Here is a 225-nt window from a genome sequence, read left to right as displayed (position 1 = left end):
AGGCTTTCGGTGCAGAGGATTCTCACCTCTGTTTTCGCTACTCACACCGGCATTCTCACTTCTAAGCGCTCCACTAGTCCTTCCGGTCTAGCTTCGATGCCCTTAGAACGCTCCCCTACCGACGACGCAAGTCGTCCCACAGCTTCGGTGATACGTTTAGCCCCGGTACATTTTCGGCGCAGAGTCACTCGACCAGTGAGCTATTACGCACTCTTTAAATGGTGG

At 53.8% G+C, this 225-nt stretch carries 1 rRNA gene; it reads right to left on the bottom strand.

Features of this window, described 5'->3' with window-relative positions:
- Positions 1-225: ribosomal RNA gene (locus tag ES017_RS16745) — 23S ribosomal RNA — on the bottom strand; the annotation flags it as partial.

Origin of the sequence: Anoxybacillus sp. EFIL, assembly GCF_013096955.1 — a bacterium.
In the GTDB taxonomy this organism is placed as follows: Bacteria; Bacillota; Bacilli; order Bacillales; family Anoxybacillaceae; genus Anoxybacillus; species Anoxybacillus ayderensis.
The sequence above is the reverse complement of the archived record's forward strand: the minus strand, read 5'-3'. Positions and strand labels throughout refer to the sequence as shown.